The organism is Aeromicrobium sp., from assembly GCF_014378035.1.
GTDB lineage: Bacteria > Actinomycetota > Actinomycetes > Propionibacteriales > Nocardioidaceae > Aeromicrobium.
The window spans coordinates 20,853-39,652 of the sequence record NZ_JACMOM010000029.1 but is presented as its reverse complement, the minus strand read 5'-3'; the positions used below and the strand labels follow the sequence as shown (position 1 = coordinate 39,652).

General features: G+C 68.3%; 15 protein-coding genes. 10 read left to right on the top strand and 5 right to left on the bottom strand.

Features of this window, described 5'->3' with window-relative positions; genetic code table 11:
* Window positions 1-57: 57 nt before the first annotated feature.
* The 7 genes from H7290_RS01945 to H7290_RS01915 all read left to right on the top strand — a co-directional run bounded on the left by H7290_RS01945 (window position 58) and on the right by H7290_RS01915 (window position 8,871).
* Window positions 58-975: a phosphotransferase gene (locus H7290_RS01945; protein ID WP_290512331.1), complete on the top strand. Its 918-nt coding sequence runs from the start codon at window positions 58-60 to the stop codon at window positions 973-975.
* Window positions 972-3,458: an FAD-dependent oxidoreductase gene (locus tag H7290_RS01940; RefSeq protein WP_290512330.1), complete on the top strand. Its 2,487-nt coding sequence runs from the start codon at window positions 972-974 to the stop codon at window positions 3,456-3,458. Before H7290_RS01945 ends, H7290_RS01940 begins: the two co-directional genes overlap by 4 nt.
* The gene (locus H7290_RS01935; protein ID WP_290512329.1) at window positions 3,451-4,836 is read left to right on the top strand and encodes a glutamine synthetase family protein; all 1,386 of its coding nucleotides are present in this window, start codon (window positions 3,451-3,453) and stop codon (window positions 4,834-4,836) included. Before H7290_RS01940 ends, H7290_RS01935 begins: the two co-directional genes overlap by 8 nt.
* A gap of 112 nt (window positions 4,837-4,948) precedes the next feature.
* Window positions 4,949-6,310 (top strand): aldehyde dehydrogenase family protein, encoded by a 1,362-nt coding sequence (locus H7290_RS01930; RefSeq protein WP_290512328.1) that lies wholly within the window; start codon window positions 4,949-4,951, stop codon window positions 6,308-6,310.
* Between the two features lie 79 nt (window positions 6,311-6,389).
* Window positions 6,390-7,157: a 3-oxoacyl-ACP reductase gene (locus H7290_RS01925; RefSeq protein WP_290512327.1), complete on the top strand. Its 768-nt coding sequence runs from the start codon at window positions 6,390-6,392 to the stop codon at window positions 7,155-7,157.
* 26 nt (window positions 7,158-7,183) lie between these two features.
* On the top strand, window positions 7,184-7,858 hold the full coding sequence (locus H7290_RS01920) for a gamma-glutamyl-gamma-aminobutyrate hydrolase family protein (protein WP_290512326.1): 675 nt from the start codon (window positions 7,184-7,186) through the stop codon (window positions 7,856-7,858).
* 185 nt (window positions 7,859-8,043) lie between these two features.
* Window positions 8,044-8,871 carry an exonuclease domain-containing protein gene (locus H7290_RS01915; protein ID WP_290512325.1) on the top strand — a complete coding sequence of 276 codons (828 nt, stop codon included), beginning with the start codon at window positions 8,044-8,046 and terminating at the stop codon, window positions 8,869-8,871.
* A 36-nt stretch (window positions 8,872-8,907) separates the two neighbouring features.
* Here the strand turns inward: H7290_RS01915 and H7290_RS01910 are convergent, their stop codons facing one another.
* From H7290_RS01910 to H7290_RS01890, 5 genes are all read right to left on the bottom strand, one after another.
* Window positions 8,908-9,747: an alpha/beta hydrolase gene (locus H7290_RS01910; protein ID WP_290512324.1), complete on the bottom strand. Its 840-nt coding sequence runs from the start codon at window positions 9,745-9,747 to the stop codon at window positions 8,908-8,910.
* A gap of 43 nt (window positions 9,748-9,790) precedes the next feature.
* Window positions 9,791-10,552: a 1-acyl-sn-glycerol-3-phosphate acyltransferase gene (locus H7290_RS01905; RefSeq protein WP_290512323.1), complete on the bottom strand. Its 762-nt coding sequence runs from the start codon at window positions 10,550-10,552 to the stop codon at window positions 9,791-9,793.
* Between the two features lie 10 nt (window positions 10,553-10,562).
* Window positions 10,563-11,270: a lysoplasmalogenase gene (locus H7290_RS01900; protein ID WP_290512322.1), complete on the bottom strand. Its 708-nt coding sequence runs from the start codon at window positions 11,268-11,270 to the stop codon at window positions 10,563-10,565.
* Window positions 11,271-11,361: 91 nt separating this feature from the next.
* Window positions 11,362-12,672, bottom strand: a complete 1,311-nt coding sequence (locus H7290_RS01895) for a cation:proton antiporter (protein ID WP_290512321.1) — start codon at window positions 12,670-12,672, stop codon at window positions 11,362-11,364.
* Between the two features lie 90 nt (window positions 12,673-12,762).
* On the bottom strand, window positions 12,763-13,701 hold the full coding sequence (locus H7290_RS01890) for a GGDEF domain-containing protein (RefSeq protein WP_290512352.1): 939 nt from the start codon (window positions 13,699-13,701) through the stop codon (window positions 12,763-12,765).
* Between the two features lie 100 nt (window positions 13,702-13,801).
* Between H7290_RS01890 and H7290_RS01885 the strand changes: the two genes are divergently transcribed.
* The 3 genes from H7290_RS01885 to H7290_RS01875 all read left to right on the top strand — a co-directional run bounded on the left by H7290_RS01885 (window position 13,802) and on the right by H7290_RS01875 (window position 18,723).
* Window positions 13,802-15,454: an amidohydrolase gene (locus H7290_RS01885; protein ID WP_290512320.1), complete on the top strand. Its 1,653-nt coding sequence runs from the start codon at window positions 13,802-13,804 to the stop codon at window positions 15,452-15,454.
* A 167-nt stretch (window positions 15,455-15,621) separates the two neighbouring features.
* Window positions 15,622-17,301: a SulP family inorganic anion transporter gene (locus H7290_RS01880; RefSeq protein ID WP_290512319.1), complete on the top strand. Its 1,680-nt coding sequence runs from the start codon at window positions 15,622-15,624 to the stop codon at window positions 17,299-17,301.
* Window positions 17,302-17,334: 33 nt separating this feature from the next.
* Window positions 17,335-18,723 (top strand): NAD-dependent succinate-semialdehyde dehydrogenase, encoded by a 1,389-nt coding sequence (locus tag H7290_RS01875; protein ID WP_290512318.1) that lies wholly within the window; start codon window positions 17,335-17,337, stop codon window positions 18,721-18,723.
* Window positions 18,724-18,800: the final 77 nt, after the last annotated feature.

Below are 18,800 nucleotides of genomic sequence, written 5' to 3'. Positions count from 1 at the left end.
ACTGTTTCGCGCGGTAGAGTCTAGACCTTAAGTCGTTGACGCGGCTAGGCTCCTCCCATGGCTGACGTCGACGCGGTGCTAAACCGGATCCCCAGCCTCGCCGGTCGCCCGCGTTCGGTCGAGGAGCTCCCCGGTGGTCTCACCAACCGCAACGTCAAGGTGACCACCCCTGACGGAGTCTTCGTCGTGAGGTGCAACCGCAGCGACACGAGGCTGCTGGGCATCGACCGTGAGGCGGAGTCGTTCAACACCAGGGCCGCCGAACTGGCCGGTGTCGGTGCGCCGTTCGTGGAGTTCCGTCCCGAGCTGGGCGTGCTCATCATCGGCTACATCGACGGTCGCACGTTCGTCGACGCCGATCTGCGCGAGCCCGGCACTCTGCCGCGTGTTGCCGAAGCTTGTCGCGCCCTCCATTCCGGACCCCGCTTCGCCAATGACTTCGACATGTTCGCGCGGCAGGGCTTCTACCTCCGGACGTGCGTCGAGCGAGGATTCCCCTTCCCACCCGACTTCGGGATGTTCGGCGCCGACTTCGCCCGTATCGAGGCGGCGCTCGCCGTCAGCCCCGTGCCGACCGTGCCGTGCAACAACGACCTGCTCGCCGGCAACTTCGTCGACGACGGCGACAAGCTCTGGTTGATCGACTACGAGTATTCGGGCAACAACGACCCGTTCTTCGAGCTCGGCAACATCTGGACCGAGTGCGGCCTCGACGACGACCACCTTGCCGAGCTCGTGACGTCGTACGTGGGTCACGAGTCGCCGGTCCTGCTCGCGCGGGCGAGGCTCGGCGCGGTGACGTCGCGTTACGGCTGGTCGCTGTGGGGCTTCATCCAGGCCGCCACCCTCGACGACGACTTCGACTTCCGGGGGTGGGGCCAGGAACGCTTCGACATGGCTGTCGCCGACTTCCGGTCGCCACACTTCGATACCTGGTTGTCGACGGCGGCGGGCACGACGGGTGGCGGGCGATGACGACGCTTCCCGCACGGGCGCGCATCGTCATCATCGGCGGCGGTGTCGTCGGCACGAGCGTTGCCTATCACCTGACCCGTGGCGGTGAGGCCGACGTCGTCCTGCTCGAGCAGGGTGAGCTCTCGTGCGGCACGACATGGCACGCGGCCGGTCTGGTCGGTCAGCTCCGCGCCACGCAGAGTGGCACGACGCTGGTGCAGTACAGCGCCTCCCTGTACGAGCAGCTCGAGGACGAGGTCGGCCTGAGCTCGGGCTTCAAGCGGTGCGGAGGTGTCACGGTGGCTCGCACCGCCGACCGCATGGAGCAGCTTCGACGCACCGCCGCCACCGCGCAGGCGTACGACCTCGAGTGTCAGCTGCTGACTCCTGAGCAAGCCCGCGACCACTACCCGCTGTTGGAGATCGACGACCTCGTCGGCGGCATCTGGCTGCCCGGCGACGGCACGGCGAACCCGACCGACCTCACCCAGGCCCTCGCCCGCGGCGCCCGGATGCGCGGCGCCAAGGTCGCGGAGCACGTGCGGGTCACAGACATCCTCGTGGCGGGAGGTGCCGTGACGGGCGTGCGCACCGACCGCGGCGACATCGAGGCCGACATCGTGGTCAACTGTGCCGGCCAGTGGGCACACCACCTCGCCGCAAAGATCGGTGTGGCCGTCCCGCTGCACTCCGCCGAGCACTTCTATGTCGTCACCGACCAGATCGAGGGCGTCCGACCTGACCTGCCGATCCTGCGTGACCCCGACGGCTACACCTACTTCAAGGAGGAGGTCGGCGGGCTCGTGGTCGGCGGCTTCGAGCCCGAGGCCAAGCCGTGGGTGTCGCCCGACCAGATCCCCTACCCGTTCGAGTTCCAGCTGCTCGGCGAGGACTGGGACCATTTCGCGATCCTGATGGACAGCGCGCTCGAGCGCATACCCGCCTTGCGTGAGGTGGGCATCCGCAAGTTCTACAACGGGCCCGAGAGCTTCACGCCCGACAACCAGTTCATCCTCGGCGAGGCACCCGCGGTGCGGGGCTTCTTCGTCGGCGCAGGCTTCAACTCCGTGGGTATCGCGTCGGCGGGCGGCGCGGGTCGTGCGCTCGCCGAGTGGATTCTCGAGGGGGAGCCGACGATCGACCTGCTGGCGGTCGACATCCGCCGGTTCGCGCCGTTCCAGAATGACGTCAGCTACCTCCGCGAGCGGGTCACGGAGGTGCTCGGCCTGCACTACGCGGTGCCGTGGCCCAACCGCGAGTACGACACGGCCCGACCGCTGCGGCAGTCGCCGGTCCACGACCGTCTGGCGCAGGCCAATGCCGGGTTCGGCAGCAAGATGGGATGGGAACGCGCCAACTTCTTCGCTCCGGCCGGGCAGGACCCCGCGATCGAGTACGCATGGGGGCGGCAGAACTGGATGCCCTGGTCGGCCGCCGAGCAGCGGGCGTGCCGCAAGGACGTCGCGATCTTCGACCAGACGTCCTTCTCCAAGTACGTCGTGCACGGTGTCGATGCCGAAGCTGCACTGCAATGGATCTGCAGCAACGACGTCGCCGTGGCGAACGACGAGACCGTCTACACAGCCCTGCTCAACGAGCGAGGCGGCTACGAGTCGGACCTCACGGTCACCCGCATCTCAGCGGACCAGTACTTCCTCGTCGCGAGCTCTGCGACCACCGAGCGCGACCAGGACTGGATTCGCCGCCACCTGCCGGCGGGCCTTGACGCGCAGATCAGGGACGTCACCTCGACGATGTCGGTCTTCGGCCTCATGGGGCCCCGTTCGCGCGAGCTGCTCTCACGGGTGACGGACGCCGACCTCGGCGACGATGCCTTCCCGTTCGGTGCCAGCCATGAGGTCGAGCTGGCCGGCGCCACGGTTCGAGCCACCCGCATCACCTACGTCGGTGAGCTCGGCTGGGAGCTCTACGTCCTGAATGACAACGCCCTCGCGGTGTACGACGCGCTGAAGGTGGCCGGTGCAGACCTGGGGATCGTCGACGCCGGCTACTACGCGATCGAGGCGATGCGGCTCGAGAAGGGTTACCGCGCGTTCGGTCGCGAGCTGACGCCAGAGGTCGATCCGGTCGAGGCGGGGCTCAGCTTCGCCTGCAAGCTCTCGACCCCCATCGACTTCCTCGGGCGCCATGCGGTCGAGAAGGCCAAGACAGCGGGCCCCTCGCGTCGTTTGGTCTCGTTCGCCATCGTCCCGGACAGTTCGGACGACGCAGACGTCATGGTGTGGGGAGGCGAGCTGCTCGTGCGCGACGGGGTCGCCGTGGGGCAGGCGACGTCAGGCGCCTGGGGTGCCACGATCGGCGCCGGTGTCGGCCTTGCCTGGGTCAACGCACCTGATGGTGTGACGGCCGATGCTGCGTACGTCCGGTCGGGCGACTACACGCTCGACGTCGGTGGCCGCCGCGTTTCCGCCCGGGTGACGCTGGGGTCGCTCTATGATCCGTCGGGAGAGAAGCTCCGTCCAGCAGAGGATGTCTATGACTGACAAGGCGCGCAATTCACGGCTGCTGAGCCTCGAGCAGCTCCGGGTCCACATCACCGAGGGGCACGTCGACACCGTCATCGTCGCGTTCACCGACATGCAGGGTCGGCTGCAGGGCAAACGTCTGCATGCGCGCTACTTCCTCGACGTCGTCGTCGAGCAGGGCACCGAGGGCTGCAACTACCTCCTGAGCGTCGACGTCGACATGAACACGGTCGACGGCTACGCGATGTCGTCGTGGGAAAAGGGCTATGGCGACATGGAGTTCGCGATGGACTTCGACACGATCCGGCTGCTGACCCACCTGCCTGCCACGGCCATGGTGCAGTGCGACCTCGTCTGGCTCGACCACACGCCGGTGTCGCAGTCGCCGCGCACGATCCTGAAGGCGCAGGTCGACAAGGCCGCCGATGCCGGATTCGTCGCCTTGGCGGGCACCGAGCTCGAATTCATCCTGTTCGACACGACCTTTGAGGAGGCGTGGAGCGCCAACTATCAGGACCTGCCCGCCTCCAACCAGTACAACGTCGACTACTCGATCGTCGGCACGACCCGGGTGGAGCCGCTGCTGCGCGACATCCGCAACACGATGTATGCGGCCGGCATGAACGTCGAGGGCGCCAAGGGCGAGTGCAACTTCGGGCAGCACGAGATCGGGTTCCTCTACGACGACGTCGTGGTGACCGCAGACAACCACGCCGTCTACAAGACCGTGGCCAAGGAGATCGCCTCGGCTCACGGCAAGGCACTGACGTTCATGGCCAAGTACAACGAGCGTGAGGGCAACTCCTGCCACATCCACCTGTCGTTGAGGGGTGCCGACGGTGGGGTCGTGTTCTGGGACGACGGGCTCGATGAGGGGCGGGGCGGACGGACGCCGGTCTACGACCAGTTCATCGCCGGCATCCTGGCGACGATGCGCGACTTCACGCTGCTCTACGCGCCCAACATCAACTCGTACAAGCGATTTGCCGGCGGCTCGTTCGCGCCGACCGCGATCGCGTGGGGGCTCGACAACCGCACGTGCGCCGTGCGTCTCGTGGGTCACGGACCCAGCGCCCGGCTCGAGAACCGTGTGCCCGGCGGTGACGCCAACCCCTACCTCGCCCTCGCCGCGATGCTGGGCGGTGGCATGCACGGCGTCGCCAACGCGCTGGAGCTCGAGCCGGAGCAGACCGGCAACGCCTACACGTCCGACAAGGCCAAGGTGCCCACCACCTTGCGCGAGGCCCGCGAGGCGTGGGCCGGCTCGGCGCTGGCGAGGGCGGTCTTCGGCGAGGAGGTCGTCGACCACTACACCAACATGGCCGACGTCGAGCTCGCCGCCTACGACGCAGCCGTGACCGACTGGGAGCGGCGGCGGGGGTTCGAGCGCCTGTGACCAGACCCACGCCAACCTGTCCCGTCCGCGCTGGGAGTGACGCTCTTGTTGCGACACGCCGGTCAAGACCACAAGAGCGTCACTCCCAGCGGGGGCGCGACGAGGAGATCACGTGAGCAGCAGCTACACCGTCGTCAACCCGGCGACCGAAGAAGACGTCACCGAGGTCGAGATGTCCGACCTCGCCATGACGGATGCCCTCATCGCGAAGGCCGCCGACGCCTACCCGGCATGGCGTGACGTCGCGCCCGGTGAGCGGGCCCGGCTGCTGCGACGCTTCGCCGCGGTCGTCGACGAGCACATCGAGGAGCTCGCCGAGCTGGAGGTGCGCAACTCCGGGCACACGTGGGGCAATGCGACGTGGGAGGCGGGCAACGTCCGCGACGTGCTGCACTACTACTCTGCAGCGCCCGAACGGCTCACGGGCCACCAGATCCCGGTCGCCGGGGGCATCAACATGACGTTCCACGAGCCGCTCGGTGTCGTGGGCATCATCGTGCCGTGGAACTTCCCGATGCCGATCGCCGGCTGGGGTTTCGCACCCGCGCTCGCGGCGGGCAACACCGTCGTCCTCAAGCCGGCCGAGCTGACACCGTTGACTGCGATCCGCCTCGGCGAGCTGGGGCTTGAAGCCGGGCTGCCCGAGGGTGTGCTCACCGTCATCCCCGGCAAGGGCTCGATCGTGGGCGAGCGCTTCGTGACGCACCCGGCCGTCCGCAAGGTGTGCTTCACCGGCTCGACCGACGTGGGCAAGAAGATCATGGCCGGCTGCGCCGAGCAGGTGAAGCGGGTGACCCTCGAGCTCGGTGGCAAGAGCGCCAACATCGTCTTCGCCGACGCCGACATCGCGAAGGCCGCTGCTGCCGCGCCGGGCGCGGTGTTCGACAACGCCGGTCAGGATTGCTGCGCGCGGTCGCGCATCCTGGTCGAGCGCTCGGCGTACGACGAGTTCGTGTCGCTGCTGGAGCCCGCCGTCAAGGGCGTCAGGGTGCTCGACCCCGCCGACCGTTCCAGCGAGATGGGCCCACTCATCTCGGCAACGCAGAGGTCGACGGTGCAGGGCTACGTCGAGGGCACCGAGGTCGCGTTCAGCGGTTCTGCGCCGAACGGACCGGGATTCTGGTTCGCCCCCACCGTCGTCCTGGCCGACGACCCGCAGCAGCCCGTCTGGCGAGAGGAGATCTTCGGGCCGGTCGTCGCGGTGATGCCCTTCGACGACGAGGCCCAGGCCGTCCAGCTCGCCAACGACACGGAGTTCGGCCTCTCGGGGTCGATCTACACCCGCGACGTCGGGCGTGCGTTGCGCGTCTCTCGCGCCGTCGAGGCAGGCAATCTCAGCGTCAACTCGCACGCCTCGGTGCGCTACTGGACCCCGTTCGGAGGGTTCAAGCAGTCGGGGCTCGGACGTGAGCTCGGACCCGACGCACCGCACTCGTTCACCGACGTCAAGAACATCTTCATCTCCCACGACTAGACCCCCACGTACTCGCTGATCGAGCGCCCGTGAAGAACGAGCGGGTGTATCGAGATCACCATCACGGAAAGCAGGAATCATGGCTGGACGCCTCGCAGGCAAGACCGCCGTCATCACCGGCGGATGTTCGGGCATCGGTCTCGCGACGGTGCGACGGTTCGCCGAGGAGGGCGCCAAGATCGTCATCGGCGACCTCGACGACTCCAAGGGTCCCGACATCGCGAAGGAGGTCGGCGGCACCTACGTCCACGTCGACGTCACCGACAAAGATGAGGTCGACGCACTGTTCAGGACGGCGAAGGACACCTACGGCTCGGTCGACGTCGCGTTCAACAACGCCGGCATCTCCCCGCCGGAGGACGACTCGATCCTGAACACCGATCTTGAGGCGTGGAAGCGTGTGCAGGACGTCAACCTGACCAGCGTCTACCTGTGCTGCAAGGCGGCACTGCCCTACATGCTGGAACAGAAGAAGGGCTCGATCATCAACACCGCGTCGTTCGTCGCGGTGATGGGTGCCGCGACGTCGCAGATCTCGTACTCGGCCTCCAAGGGTGGCGTGCTGTCGATGTCGCGTGAGCTCGGTGTGCAGTTCGCCCGCGAGGGCGTGCGGGTCAACGCCCTGTGTCCGGGACCGGTCAACACACCCCTGCTGCAGGAGCTCTTCGCCACTGATCCGGAGAAGGCTGCACGCAGGCTCATCCATGTGCCGGTCGGCCGCTTCGCCGAACCGGTCGAGATGGCCAACGCGGTGCTGTTCCTCGCCTCGGACGAGTCGAGCTTCATCACCGCCTCGACGTTCCTCGTGGACGGCGGTATCTCCGGGGCCTACGTGACACCGCTGTGAGTGCAGCTGTTCGGCCTGTCATTGGTGTGACCACCTACCGCGAGCGGGCGCGGTGGGGGGTGTGGGACGAGCCCGCCGACCTGCTGCATGTCGTCTATGCGCGTTCTGTGCAGGCGGCCGGCGGCGTGGCGGGGCTGCTTCCCCCGGGCGACCTGTCCGCCGCGGCATCGGTGATCGGGCGCCTCGACGGGCTCATCATCGCTGGCGGAGCGGACGTCGACCCGCACCGCTACGCCGACGAGGCGCACGAGAGCACGACCGGTTGGCGCGAGGACCGCGACTCGTGGGAGTTTGCCCTGCTCGATGCTGCGGCGGCTGCCGATCTGCCGGTGCTCGGCATCTGCCGCGGCATGCAGGTCATGGCGGTGCACGCCGGCGGCACGCTCGACCAGCACACACCCGATGTCGTCGGCAGCGAGCTGCACTCCCCGGGCAAAGACCTCTTCGGCACCGTCGAGGTTGACGTCGTGCCCGGAACCTCGGTGGCTCGCGCGGTGGGAGACAAGGCGACGGTGCGTTGCCACCATCACCAGTCGGTGCGCGAGCATCCGGGTCTCGTCGAGTCGGCCCACGCCCTCGACGGCACCATCGAGGCCGTCGAGGATCCGTCGAGGTCGTTCTGGCTGGCCGTGCAATGGCATCCCGAGACGCAGGACGATGCTGGCCTGTTCCGCGCGCTGGTGGCGGGGGCGCGCCACTAGATGATGGTCTACCCGGGCGTTCCGCGCCGCTGAAGCCGACAGGGCACGGTTCGGCTCCGGTCGGTCGATCTCGCGGTAGTCCCGCCAGTGCTGGCAGGGGAGTCGTGGACACGTCTCCACCGCTCGTGCATCGCGTCGCTTGTCTGTCCGGACCGGCGGCTACCGTGACGTCCAGGAGGTACGTCGTGAGACTCAACAAGTACGCAGGCGGGTGCAGCGAGTGCGGCACACCCGTCGCGGTCGGCAAAGGCCAGCTGATCGGTGTTCCCGGCACCTGGCGCACGATCTGCCTTCCATGCTCCCCGACCCCACCGGCGCGTGGCGCCCATGCCGGCTGGCACCAGGTGGCCTTGGCGTCGCTCGACTTCGAGACCACCGGCGTCGACCCGATCACCGACCGCGTGCTCAGTTATGCCCTGCTGGGTGATGACGGCGGCGAGATCGCCGGGCTGGTCAACCCCGGCATCCCGGTCCCGCCCTCCTCGGCGGAGGTCCACGGCCTCACCGACGCCATCCTGGCCGCCGCGCCGAGCCCTGTTGTCGGTGTCGGCATCGTGATCGACTGGGTCCAGTCCCTCATCGACCGCGGCGTCGGCCTCGTCGTCTACAACGCCGCCTACGACCTCACGATGCTCCACGCCGAGGCCACCCGCTGGGGCCTGCCACAGCCCGACTGGGACCGGCTGCTCGTCGTCGACCCCTACGTCATCGACTGGGGCATCGAACGGGGCGGTCTCGGCCCACGCCGGCTCGTCGACGTCGCCGCCTACTACACGGTGTCGCTCGACAACGCCCACGAGGCGACTGCCGATGCCCGCGCGGCGCGGCAGATCGCCAACGAGATCGGTGCCCGTCACCCCGGTGTCGCGCTCAGCAGCCTCGCCGAGCTGATGCAGCGCCAGCGTGAGTGGTATGCCGCGCGCGCCGACGACTGGAACACCTACGCGCGCACGGTCGGCCGCACCCTCGACGACCGGCACGGCTGGCCCTTGGCGTCAGTGCTCGTCCACTGACCGACCCACCACTTTCTCCAGTCCCACCCGGTGGGGCTAGTCCCTCGTGCGGGCGATGATGGCTTCTGCCAAGGCGGCGGGTGCCTGCTCCGGGATCCAGTGGCTGATGCCCGAGAGCTCGACGAAACGGTAGTCCGCGTCGACGAAGTCACCGCACTGCTCGGCCGGGAGGCGGCCGATCGCCATGTCCTCGTCGCTCCACACGAAGGTCGTCGGCACCTGCACCGTCGGCAGTGACGACAGGTCATTGGTCATGGCGCGATACCAGTTGAGGGCAGCGGTGAGGGCACCCGGCTCCGACAGGTGGGCGACGTATGCAGCGACCTGCTGGGTCGGTACATCGTCGCCGTACATCGCGATGAGCCGGCGACCGTCGTCGGCGAGCAGGAGCTCCTCGGCCTTGCCGACCTGACGGAGCAGCCCGATGTACGACGCACGCTGCTGCTGGTCGGGATCGCTCTGCAACGCAGCGCCGTACGCCGCGAGGTGCGGCACCGACACCGCTGTCAGGCTCCGCAGTCGGCCGGGGTGCTGGGCGGCCACGCACCAGGCGACGGCTGCGCCCCAGTCGTGCCCCACGAGGTGGAACGTGTCGAGGCCCAGCGAGTCGGCGAGGGCGACGACGTCACCGGCGAGGACGTCGGGGGCGTAGTCCGACACCTCGGTGGGCCGGGCCCCGGGCGAGTAGCCCCGCTGGTCGGGCGCGAAGACGCGCAACCCAGCGTCGGTGAGCAGGGGTGCGACGGCCGACCACGACAGCGACGTCTCGGGGAATCCGTGCAGCAGCAGGACGGGTTCGCCGTCGTCAGGGCCGGTTTGGCGCACGTCGAAGATGAGGTCGCCCGCGGTCACGGGTGTCGTCCGGTGGTACGTCATGCGGGCTCCTGAGATTGGCGGACAGGACTGGGACGGGGTCGGCTCACTCGAAGCTGTCGCCGATGCGTGCGACGGCCTCGCGGTCGAGCACCGCCGCCGTCTCGGGGTCGGGTGCGGTGCCACCGCGGTCGTGCGGGAGCCACCACCGGTCGTCGTCGTCCCGCGGGGTGTCGGGGTAAGCGGTGATGGCCTCGTCGAGCAGCGCCTCCATGCGCAGGTGCAGCCGGGCCGACAGCTCGTCCACCCCTTCGCCGTCCGCCGGAAGAAGAGCCTCGCCGACGGCGATCGTCACCGGCATGCGACGACGCAGCGTGCGGTGTCCGTCGACGGTGTAGATGCGGTGACCGCCCCACACGACGACGGGGACCAGCGGCACCCCGCGGTTGGCGGCGAGCCCGGCCGCCCCCCGCTTGAACGGCTTGAGCAGCCACGACCGACTGATCGTCGCCTCGGGAAAGACTCCGACGAGCTGCCCCTCGTCGAGCAGCCGAAGCCCCTGCCGGTAAGCGCGCGAGCCCGACGTGCGGTCGACCGGGATGTGTCCCATTGCCCGCATGAGCCAGCTGACGACCGGGAGGTCGAAGACGGCGCGTTTGGCCATGAACCGGATCAGACGTTTGCGGGGCCGCGCCGCGTAGCCGATGAAGGTGAAGTCGAGGAACCCGATGTGGTTGCCCGCGACGACGGCGGGCCCGCTGGTGGGAAGGTTCTCGATGCCGCGCACGTCGAAGCGGTAGCCCATCAGGCGGAACAACATCCCGAAGATCCGCACCACCGTCCGGTACGGGCGATCAGATTTCGGCACGTCGTTCAGGCTACGCGAGGTGTGCTGGGAGCTTCGGCCAGCAGTCGGTGCGCCTGGTCGGGTCGAAGCCCGGCCCGGCCGCGATGGTCGCCTTCTCGCGGTTGAGGATGCCGGTCGTGAGAAGGAAGATCGCAAGAATGTAGAGGCCCATGATCGCCAGCCCGGTGGTCGTGGCTTCCTTGTCGATGCGGTCGGCCTCCGCGAGCGCGATGGTGCCGTCCGAGAGCAGGAAGAGCATCCCTCCGACGCCGGCCCGCACGTCGGTGGCGAGCGACGTGGCCGCAGTGCCGACGAGCAGTGCCGCGTAGACGGGGATCGGCGCCTTGAGACCGTTCTCGAGGCCGCCCCAGCACCAGGCGACGAGCCCGATCGCGGCAATGACGTACACGGCCAGGATCCACGGTCTGCGTCTCAGCTGGTCGAGGGCGCCGCGTCGTACGAAGAAGGTGATGAAGCAGACGTGCGCGGCGGCGAAGGAGGCCATCCCGACGATGAACAGGTCGCCGAGCTCGAGGAAGAGGTCACCGAGGAAGCAGAAGCCCAGTGCGACGACCAGCAGCCGAGGTCCGTGCTGCTCGACGACCCACGCCGCCAGCAGCGGGGCGATGAGGCACTTGGTGATGCTGTCCCACGGCGAGGCATCGGCACCGTTGAGCACCAGGTGGATGACCGAGACCGTTCCGAAGGCCATGAGCCAGGGGCTCCGCAGGGCTGACATGTGAGCACGGTACCGCCCACCCCGGGTCCCAGATGTGGGGTTTGAACGTACCTGTGCCGCCCCGGTGAGCGGAACATCTCAAGCCGGGGGGTCAGTGCAGGGAGTCGCGCTTGGCGTCCAGCCAACGCATCGCCGGCGTGGCGGTGATGCCGTGCAGCACGACCGACAGCGTGATGGTGAACGCGACGGTCGACCACAGGAGTGGCAGCTGGTCGAAGTCGGCGTGCCCCGCCGCGTAGGCCAGGTAATAGATCGAGCCGATGCCGCGCACGCCGAAGAAGGCGGTCGCAGCACGTTCACGCGGGCCGAGGGTGCTTTGTCCGACGCGGTCCTTCACCCGTCGCGGCCCGATCGTGAGCGCAAGGAGGCCCGACGCAGGGCGCACGACCAGGACGAGGAGCACGGACACCGCGATTGCTGGCACCGTCAGGCCGCTGAGAAGCCCGTTGGTGAGGGCGACGCCGAGCAGCAGCAGGACGACGAGGGTCAGCAGCCGCTCGAGCCGCTCAATGACCTCATGCATCAGCGCGTGGTAATCGCTGCCACGCTCGGCCGAGCGAAGGGTCATGGCGCAGGCGAAGACCGCGAGGAAGCCGTAGCCGTGCGCAACCTCTGTCACCCCGTACGAGAGCAGGACCGCAGCGAGCGCGAGCAGGGGCTCGCCGGACTCAGAGGTGCGCAGCGACGGCCGGCTCGACCCGAACGCCGTCTTGGCCAGGATCCAGCCGATGGCGATGCCGAGGGCGCTGCCCACGACGACCTTGCCGACCAGATCCCATGCCAGCCAGGTGGGCCCCCACTCGGCAACCGTCCCCGTGCCGGCGATGAGGATTGCTGCCTGCACAAAGGGGAACGACATGCCGTCGTTGAGTCCGGCCTCCGAGGTGAGCGCGAACCGCACCTCGTCGGTCTCATCGATCTTTTCGACGTCGTCCGCGGCGGTCGTCGGACCCTCGACCTGCACGTCGGACGCGAGCACCGGGTCGGTCGGTGCGAGCACCGCACCCAGCAGGAGGGCCCCCGCGGGGGCGAGTCCCATGAACCACCACCCGAGGAGCGCGACCCCGGCGATCGACAGCGGCATGGCCACGATGATCAGGCGCCAGGTGGCTCCCCACCGCCGCCATGACGTGAACGACCGCAGACTGAGCGGACGGTCGAGCGCGAGGCCCACACCCATCAGGGCGATGATCACAGTGAACTCGGTGAGGTGCTCGGTGAATGCGCGATGTGCCAAGGGCGAGAAGTTGACGCCTTCCGTCGACGGCAGCAGACCCACGAGAGCCCCCACTCCCAGCAGGACGATGGGCGCCGAGAGCGCAGCCGTTCGCAACGCGTAGGGAAGAACGACCGCCAGGAGCAGCGCTGCACCGCCCAGGAGGTAGACCAGACCGGCGTCCATCGACTCACCTCCCACAACGGCGCTCCGAGTTGAGCACCACCCGAGGTTACGGGGCCACAGGTCCGTGCGCTCGGGAGTGAGCGACCGTGGTCAGCTTGCCTTTCGTTCGTGCTTCGCCTCGTACATGACGGCGTCGGCCTTGGCGAAGGCGTCGGTCAGGTCGATGACGCCGGAGCCAACCGACGCGTAGCCAATGGATGCGCTGACACCATGGTCGGCGAGCGCCTGCATGAAGACGGCGAAATGGGCGTCGAGATCGGCCTTGGCGACGTTGTTGGAGAGGATCGCGAACTCGTCGCCGCCGTAGCGAGCGGTCCGGTCGGAAGGCTGCTCCACGGAGCGCAAAGCGCTGCCAGCCCGGCGAAGCACGTCATCGCCGGCCCCGTGCCCCTCGGCGTCGTTGACCGCCTTCAACCCGTCGAGGTCGATCACGGCCACCGCGACAAGGTCGCCGTAGGCGTCGACACGTTCTTGCGCGTCGGCCACCAGCAGGTCCCAGCCACGCCGGTTGGTCAGCCCGGTCAGTGAGTCAGTCTGCGCGAGCGCTTCCGCCATCTGCGCGTTACGACGTTCGCGATCGGCACCTCGCGCCATCGCGAGCTGCGACGAGAGGAGGCCGCCCATCAGGTCGACGAGGTCCAGATCGACAGCATCAGGACCGGCAAGGACATCGCGGCCGACCCCGCACAGGACCCCGAAGACGGAGCCGTCGTCATCGGTGATGGGCGAGCCCACGTAGGAGCGGAAGGCCTGGGCGTCGGGCAGATCGGCGTAGTCCGGATCGGCCTGCGAGTCGACCAGCACGCGCGCGGCCCCGTTGACCATGCGCCTGCAGAAGGTGTCGTGCCAAGGACGGCGATTGCCGATGTCGGTGATCTCGGCGCGATGCAGGTGGACACGAACCTGCTCACCACCGGCGACGCGCGACACCGACCAGTCCAAGATCGGCATGTGCGCATTGAGATAGTCGACGACCTTGCGCGCAGAGGCCGTGAAGTGCTCTGCACCGTCGACCTCCGTACGTTTCATCACCATATAAGTGTTGCGGATGGAGTCGGTTTTGGCAGGGTTTTCAGCAGATTCTCACGATGACCACGGGTATGACCACGGAATCTGTCACATTGGGCGCATGAGTCTTCGGATTTCGTCGTCGGACCTCTTGCTGACCAATGCGCACTTCTATGTCGATGGGCGTGGGGCCGCCGGTGTCGAATCGATGGCGGTGCGCGGGGGTGTCATCGCCGGTCTGGGACCCGTGTCGCGCATGAGCGACCTCATTGACGCGTCGGCACAGACGGTGGACCTGGGCGGGCGATGGGTGCTGCCCGGATTCCACGATGCGCACGTCCACCCGGTGCAGGCCGGTCTGGAGGTGAGCTCGTGCGACCTGTCGGGTGGCGAGAGGGCTGCCGACTACCTCGACATCATCGAGACGTACTCGCTGGCCAACCCCGATGATGCATGGATCCTCGGCGGCGGATGGTCGATGGAGGCGTTCCCCCGTGGGCTGCCCACGGCGGCCGCCCTTGACCGGGTGGTGGGTGACCGGCTCGTGTTCCTGCCCAACCGCGACCACCACAGCGCGTGGGTCAGTACCGCCGCGCTCCGCCTCGCCGGCATCTCGGCCTCCACGGCCGACCCGGCCGACGGACGCATCGAGAGGGACGTCGACGGCGAGCCGACCGGCGCGCTGCACGAGGGCGCGATGGAGCTCGTACGTTCACTGATCCCCGACTCGCTGCCGGCCCAGCTCGAGAGCGCGCTGCTGACGGCGCAGGCGCGCCTGCACGCCTTCGGCATCACCGGCTGGCAGGACGCACTCGTGGGCGAGGGGCTCGGGCTGGCCGACTCGCTCGACACCTACCTGTCGGTGAAGGGGAGCGAACGCCTGACCGCCAAGGTCGTGGGAGCGCTGTGGTGGGACCGTGCACGGGGGGCTGAACAGATCGAGGAGCTGCTCGAGCGGCGCACCCGGGCGGCGTCGGCAGGGTTCGACGCCGGCAGCGTCAAGATCATGCAGGACGGTGTCTGCGAGACGTGCACGGCGTCGGTCATCGACGCGTACCTCGACCGACACGGCGAACCGACCGACAACCACGGCCTCAGCTTCATCGAGGCCGGCGATCTTGCCCGCTACGTCCAGCTGCTCGACGCCCACGACTTCCAGGTGCACGTGCACGCGCTGGGCGATCGGGCGGTCCGCGACAGCCTCGATGCGGTGGAGCACGCGATCACCGTCAACGGCAGGCGCGGCAACCGGCACCACCTCGCGCACATCCAGATCGTGCACCCGGACGACGTCTCGCGGTTCGCCGAGCTCGACGTCACCGCCAACGCGCAGCCGTTGTGGGCGTGTCACGACGAGCAGATGGTGGGGCTGACCCTGCCGTTCCTCAGCGGGCCTGCCCGCGGGCAGCAGTACGTCTTCGGGTCGCTGCTGCGCTCGGGCGGACGGCTCGCGTTCGGTAGCGACTGGCCGGTCTCGTCGCCTGACCCCCTGCTCGGCATCCACGTGGCGGTCAACCGGACCGAGCCGGGAGGGACGTACGAGCCGCTGCTGGCGGAGCAGGGGCTGACCGTGGTCGAGGCCATTGACGCCTACACGTCCGGTAGCGCGTGGGTCAGCCGTCGCGACACGACCACGGGCACCATCGCGGTGGGCAAGGCTGCTGACCTCGCCGTGATCGACGCCGACATCCTCGCGATGGACAGCAGCCAGATCGCGTCGGCGCGGGTCGCGCAGACGTGGGTCGATGGCGTGAAGGTGTTCGACCGCAACTGAACAGCTCGATCGACCTTGGAGCGGACGCGCACGTGTCCGTGCCCTGATGCTGGATGAGAGCTGGTTGTCGGACGAGGAGCAGGCGACATGGCTGACGATGCTGGCGTCGAAAGGGGGACCGCGGCCGATCGGCGTTGGCGGGTTGACGCAGCAGCGATGATGGGCCGGTGAGCCCCTCACCCGCACTCTTCACGTCGATGAGGGGCTACCGACGCTCGTGGGCAGTCGCCGATCTGGGTGCTGCGGCCGCGCTTCTCGTGATCGCCGTGCCCGAACAGCTGGCCACGGCGCGGCTCGCTGGCATGCCACCGGTCACCGGGCTCTACGCCTTCATCGCCGCCACGGTGGTCTTCGCGATGCTGGGGTCCAGCCCACAGCTGTCGGTCGGCGCCGACTCGACGATCGCCCCGCTCTTTGCGGTCGGCATCGGCAGCCTGGCCGTGGCGGGCTCGTCGTCCTACATCGCGCTGGTGGGCATCCTCGCCGTCGCTGTCGGGGTCATCGTGGCGCTCGTGGGGCTCATGCGCCTCGGGTGGATCGCGGAGTTCCTGTCCGCCCCGATCATCAGCGGCTTCCTCGCCGGGGTCGCGGTGATCATCGTCGTGCGCCAGCTGCCCGACCTGCTCGGACTTCCCGGTGTCAACGGGAGCACCTTGCACCGGCTCCGCTTCGTCGCCGGCCACATCGACGAGGTCAGCGGCGCGGCGGTGGGCATCGGTGTGGGAATGCTGGCGATCGTGTTCGTCGCCGAACGCCTCGACCGCCGCATACCGGGCGCGTTGATAGGACTCGTCGTGACGACGGTCGGGGTGGGCATCCTGGGCCTGGAGCGCCACGGGGTCACGGTGCTAGGCCCGCTGGCACACGGTGCGCCCGACATCGGAGTGACGGGCGTGTCGTGGTCGACGCTGCGCAGTGTCATCCCGGTGGCCGTGGTCGTGGCGCTCGTCGTGGTCAGCCAGACCGCAGCGACGACGCGCGCCTTCGCCGGTGGGGGAGGGCACGAGGCCGACGTCAACCGTGACTTCGTCGGCGTCGGGTTCGGCAACGTGCTGGCGGGTCTCCTCGGCGCGTTCCCGGTCAATGCGAGCCCGCCGCGGACGGCGGCCGTTGCCCTTGCGTCGGGACGTTCACAGGTGGCCGGCCTCGCCGCTGCTGCTGCGGTGGTGCTGCTCATCCCGGCGGCCGGTCTGCTCCAGAACCTGCCTCTGGCAACGCTCGCCGCGGTCCTGATCATCGTCGCCTTCCGCATGTTCCGGGTCGGGGACATCATCGACATCGCCCGGTTCGACCGCATCGAACTCGCCCTCGCACTGGTCACGCTGCTCACCGTCGCCCTCGTCGGCGTCGAGCAGGGCATCGGCGTCGCCGTCGCCCTGGCCATCCTCGACCGGACCCGCCTCAGTGCACGCCCGCAGCTGCACGTCCTGGGTCGTATACCGGCGACGACGAGCTGGGCGCCGGTCAACGATGCCGATCGCGCGGCACCCACTCCAGGCGTGCTCGTGGTCCTGTTCGCGACACCTCTCTGGTACGCCAACGCGATCCGCTTCCGCACCGAGATGATCGCCGGGATCGACCGTGCCGACGCACCCCTCGACCTCGTCGTGCTCGACGTCATCGGGATGAGCGACCTTGACTACACCGGCAGTCGTGCGCTGCGGCAGGTGCTCGACCACCTCGAGCATCGCGGCATCACCTTCGCGATGGCCAGGACCGGCGACCACGTCCGCGGCAGCCTCGAACGCAGCGGCTTGCTGCAGCGCATCGGTGAAGACCATCTGTTCGCCTCGGTCGACGAAGCGATCGTCGGGCTGCACACGCCAAAGCCCCCGCCGCATGCTTGACTTCTTCGTGAACCCTTCCGAAGGAGCAATGCGATGACGAGCACGAGTCCGACCTACCAGGTTGTCAATCCCGCGACAGGCGAGGTGGTCGAGACCTTCGACACTGCGACCGACGCTGAAGTCGACGCGGCGATCACCTCAGCGCACGAGGCCTCCACGATCTGGAAGGACGTGCCGATCGCCGAGCGCGCCGAGGTCGTCAAGCGCGTGTCCGCCTTGTTCATCGAGCGCGCGGCCGAGCTTGGCGCGATCGCCACCGAGGAGATGGGTAAGCCATTGGCAGAGGCCGTCGGCGAGGCCGAGTTCAGCGGTGAGATCTTCGGCTACTTCGCGACGGAGGGTCCGACCCTCGCGGCCGATCAGCCGATCAAGACCTTCTCCGGTGGCACTGCCGTGGTGCAGAAGCTGCCCGTCGGCCCGCTGCTGGGCATCATGCCGTGGAACTATCCCTTCTACCAGGTGGCACGGTTCGCGGCGCCCAACCTGATGCTGGGCAACACGATCATCCTCAAGCACGCTGAGTCGGTGCCCCGTTCAGCCCTGGCGATCCAGCAGATCATGGAGGATGCCGGGCTGCCGCACGGCGCCTACGTCAACATCTTTGCCTCGCACCCACAGATCGAGCAGATCATCTCCGACCCTCGCATCCAGGGTGTCTCGCTCACCGGGTCCGAGCGCGCCGGCGCCGTCGTGGCGTCACTGGCGGGCAAGAACCTGAAAAAGTGCGTCCTTGAGCTCGGCGGTTCCGACCCGTACGTGATCCTCGACAGCAACGACATCGACGAGTCTGCTGCCACCGCGTGGGAGACCCGTATCGGCAACACGGGCCAGGCGTGCAACTCCAACAAGCGCATGATCGTGATGGACGACATCTTCGACGGCTTCGTTGCCAAGCTCACCGAGCACGCTCGTGGCCTGCGCCCGGGCAACCCGGCCGAGGACACCGAGGGCACCTTCGCGCCGATGTCGTCGCGCAGGGCGGCGGAGAGCCTTGCCGAGCAGGTCGACGACGCCGTGAGCAAGGGCGCCACGCTCCATGCCGGCGGAGAGCTGGGCGAAGGCCCCGCCGCGTACTACTCACCCGCGGTGCTGAGCGGCATCACCAAGGACATGCGGGCGTACAGAGAAGAGCTGTTCGGTCCGGTCGCCGTGGTCTATTCGGTCTCGAGCGACGAGGAGGCCCTTGCGCTGGCCAATGACACGACCTACGGACTGGGCGGTGCGGTGTTCAGTACAGACCCGGCCCGCGCAAAGGCTATGGCCGAGCGGCTCGACGTCGGCATGTCGAATGTCAATACACCCGCTGGGGAAGGTGCCGAGGTGCCCTTCGGGGGCGTCAAGCGTTCGGGCTTCGGACGCGAGCTCGGCCCGCTCGGCATGGACGAGTTCGTCAACAAGCGGATGTTCTACGTCGCCGACTGAGAAGGCTGCAGGCCGCACCGAGCAGCCATTGCTCGGTGCGGCCCATGCCGTCGGCCGCACGACGTTCCACGCGATCA